The 3186-nt window shown below is 68.8% G+C and carries 2 protein-coding genes and 1 pseudogene; all 3 read right to left on the bottom strand.

What is annotated here, in order from left to right; all coding sequences use genetic code 11:
- Positions 1-339: 339 nt before the first annotated feature.
- Complete coding sequence (locus HII36_RS54220; protein ID WP_236005196.1) at positions 340-1557, bottom strand: cytochrome P450; 1218 nt, start codon at positions 1555-1557, stop codon at positions 340-342.
- A gap of 609 nt (positions 1558-2166) precedes the next feature.
- On the bottom strand, positions 2167-2934 hold the full coding sequence (locus tag HII36_RS54215) for a hypothetical protein (RefSeq protein ID WP_173531211.1): 768 nt from the start codon (positions 2932-2934) through the stop codon (positions 2167-2169).
- Positions 2931-3186 (bottom strand): annotated as a pseudogene (locus tag HII36_RS56205) (hypothetical protein); the annotation flags it as partial. The gene HII36_RS54215 and the pseudogene HII36_RS56205, both read right to left, overlap by 4 nt.

Raw genomic sequence — 3186 nt, 5'->3', positions numbered from 1 at the left:
ACCAACAACCGCCCCACATGCCACACCCCCAGCGACCACACCACCCACCACCACCGCGCACCGCACAACGACGATCAATAGACTGCGGCACCAAACGGCAGCGCACCACACCCCGCACTGAACACCGGTTCACTGTGCCGCGCGCCAAACGATCCCGCACTAGACGGCGGCACGCTCGCGACTCCGCCCCGAACAGCGGTGTCCAAACAGGGGACACAAAGGCCCCTCGACCAGCGCGGCCCAACCGACCTCAACCAGCAGGGCTCAACCAGCTCGACCAGCAGACCTCCGTCAGCCTTGACCCGCAGCCCAGTCCAGCCGAGTTCAGCCCAGCAGAGCTCAACCAGCCTTGACCAGCAGTCGCAGCGGCCGGAAGACGAACCCGTCGCTCCACCGCACCGCCCCCAGATCCTCCTGCGCCCGCAACCCAGGCAATCGCGTCACCAGGGCGCGTAACGCCTCCTGCAGTTCCATTCTGGCCAGGTTGGCACCCAGGCAGTAGTGCGGGCCATGACCGAACCCCAGGTGCGGAGTGACCGGCTCGCCCGCGAACCGGTGCACGTCGAAGCGCATCGGATCGTCGAACACAGCCGGATCATGATCGGCCGCCCACAGGTTGGGCAGGACGACGGCCCCCGCCGAAATGGTCCCGCCGGACACCTCGACGTCCTCGGTCATCCGCCGCAGCATGCCGTTGCTGCCCGGAGCCTCGTGCCGCAGGATCTCCTCCACCGCCGGCTCCACCAGCTCAGGCCGTGACGCGAGCTCGGCGTACTGACCGGGATGGCACAACAGCCGGAACACACCCCGGATGATCATCGAGGCGGTGGTCTCGTGCCCGGCGAGGATCAGCGTGAACACCATGTTGGTCAGCTCGTCCTCGCTGAGCCCGTCCCGTCCGTCGCGGGCCGAGATGAGCAGGTCGATCAGGTCGTCGCCTGGCTCGGCGCGGTGCCGCTCGATCAGCTCCCGCGCATAGGCGGTGAACGCGGACAGCCCCTCGAACCGCGCCTCCGCGCTCGCGTCCGAGGTGGACAGGAACATGTCGGTCCAGCCGCGGAACTGCTCGAACCGATCCATCGGCACCCCGAGCAACTCGCACATCACCCGCGCGGGCAGCGGCAACGCGAAGTCCGAAACAAGATCGAACTCCTCACCGGCCGCTTCGATCAGCTCACCGGCGAGCACTGCCGCGCGCGGCCGCCAGCGCTCGACGTTTCGCGGCGTGAACGTGCCCTGCAGAATCCGCCGATAGCGAGTGTGCTCCGGCGGATCCTGGTTGATCAGCGCGGCCGGATCGTCATCCAGGAACGTACCTCGCGCCATCCTCGGCAAGCCGGGATCGCGCAGGTTACGGCTGCTCGCGGGGGAGGCGAGCAGCCCGCGCACGTCGGCGTACCGGACGAGCATCGGAACCCGATCACCGCTCGGCAGAGTCGCCGCATCCATCGGCGCCTCCGCCAGCCGCTGGGCCAGATCGGGAGAGGGCGTGCCGTACGGCCCGGGCGGAAGGTCCGGCCATGTCGGCGGATTGGCGCTGGACTGCTGCTCTGTCAAGGCTGGCCTCCAGGCAGTGCCTCGTCCGAATCATCCTCGTTCGGACCGTAAGGAACCCCACCACACCCGGTCAAGGCCAGACGGGACAGCCCACGTCCATGAAGTTCGCGACGGGAAGTCCCGCGCCTGGTCAAGCGGGGGGACGGGAGAGTTCCGCCCAGTCAAGGCCAAACAGGATAGACCCGCGTCCGATGAAGCTCATGACGGGAAGTCCCGCGCCTGCTCGAGCGCAGGTGCGGAGAGTTCGGCCCAGTCAAGACTAGGCAGGGCCGTCTCACGTCCAGTGAAGCTCGCGACGGGGGAGTCCACTCCTGATCGAGCGCGGGTGCGGAAGTCTCACCCGGTCAAGGCCAGGCCATATAGGACAGCCTCACGTCCGGCGAAGGTCGAGCCAGGGCGCCCCGTGCCTGGACGAGCGCAGCTGAGGGAGTCTCACACCCGGTGAGGTCAAGTAGGGAGACCCGCACTCGGTCAAGGCCGCCGTGGGATGAAGGAACGTGCCTGCCCAAGCCGCAGCGAGCAAGCCCAACACCTGACCAAAGCCCCGATGGGAGAGGCCCGCACCCAGGCCGGGTTTACGGGGACACACCCGCACTCCAGCCAGAATGCTCAAGCGTCGCGCCGCCGCACCACCACCGCGGCGACACCGAGCAGGACGAGCGCGAACCCCACGTAATAGACCAGCGCCCACCACGGGCCGAGTAACGCGGTCGACGGAGGCGGGGCGGGCGGCCCGGGCGGCGGCATCCCCGGATCGGGACCGCCGGTGAGGAACTGCTTGCCCACGTTGAACGGAAGCCACCGGTGAATGGCCAAGCCCGCCCCCGGGATCGCCGGCACGAGCGACTCGGCGAACATCGCGTACCCCAGCACCAGGATCAGCGCGCCCGCAGTGTGCCGGACGACCGCCCCGATCGCGACCGCGATGACCGCCGCACCGGCGTAGTACGCGGCGACGCCCGCCACGTTCCGCCAGTCGGCCGCCGTGTCCAGCGCGAGGTCGGCTCGTGGTGCCAGCAGCGCCGCGACACCGAGCGCGCAGAACGCGGCGACCAGGCCGAGCGCGGCACAGGCCAACGCGGTCACGGCGGCCTTCGCGGCGAGCACCGAGCCACGTCCCGGCACTGCCAGGAAGGTCGCCTTTATGGTGTGATACCGGTACTCGGTGGTGATAGAGGCCACCGCCAGCGCCAGGATCGGCGCCATACCGAACTGGAACCCCGCCTGGCTGACCGCGACGGTAACGGCCGCCGGATCCCCCGCTGACCCTGCGACCAGCCCCGCGAAAGCCACCGGAACCACCACCGCGGCCGCGGCCAACACCTTGGGCGACGGCGTGGAGAGCAGCTTGACACCTTCGGCCGCAACCAGACTCATCGCCTCGCCCCTTCCCCGGTGTCGTACGGCATTACGTGAACCCCTGCCGTGCTGGGCATCGCATCGGCCGTGGCGCGGGGTGTCACATGAGCGGCGGAGTCCGCGGCGTGATATTCCATCGCATCGCCGGTCAACCGCATGAACGCCTCCTCCAGAGAACCTTGGCGCGGGCTCAGCTCATGCAACACGATCCCGTTCGCGGCACACAGCACACCGATCGCGGCGCTCGTCACACCCCTGACAACCAGAACA

The sequence above is a fragment of the Nonomuraea antri genome (genome assembly GCF_013283785.1).
Lineage (GTDB): Bacteria > Actinomycetota > Actinomycetes > Streptosporangiales > Streptosporangiaceae > Nonomuraea > Nonomuraea antri.
Note: the sequence above shows the minus strand (reverse complement) of the source record. Positions and strands in the feature narration are given on the sequence as shown.

Bases quoted from the DNA above. Each gene is read 5' to 3' on its own strand.
- HII36_RS54215 (WP_173531211.1), bottom strand. From the start codon at position 2,934: ATGAGTCTGGTTGCGGCCGAAGGTGTCAAGCTGCTCTCCACGCCGTCG.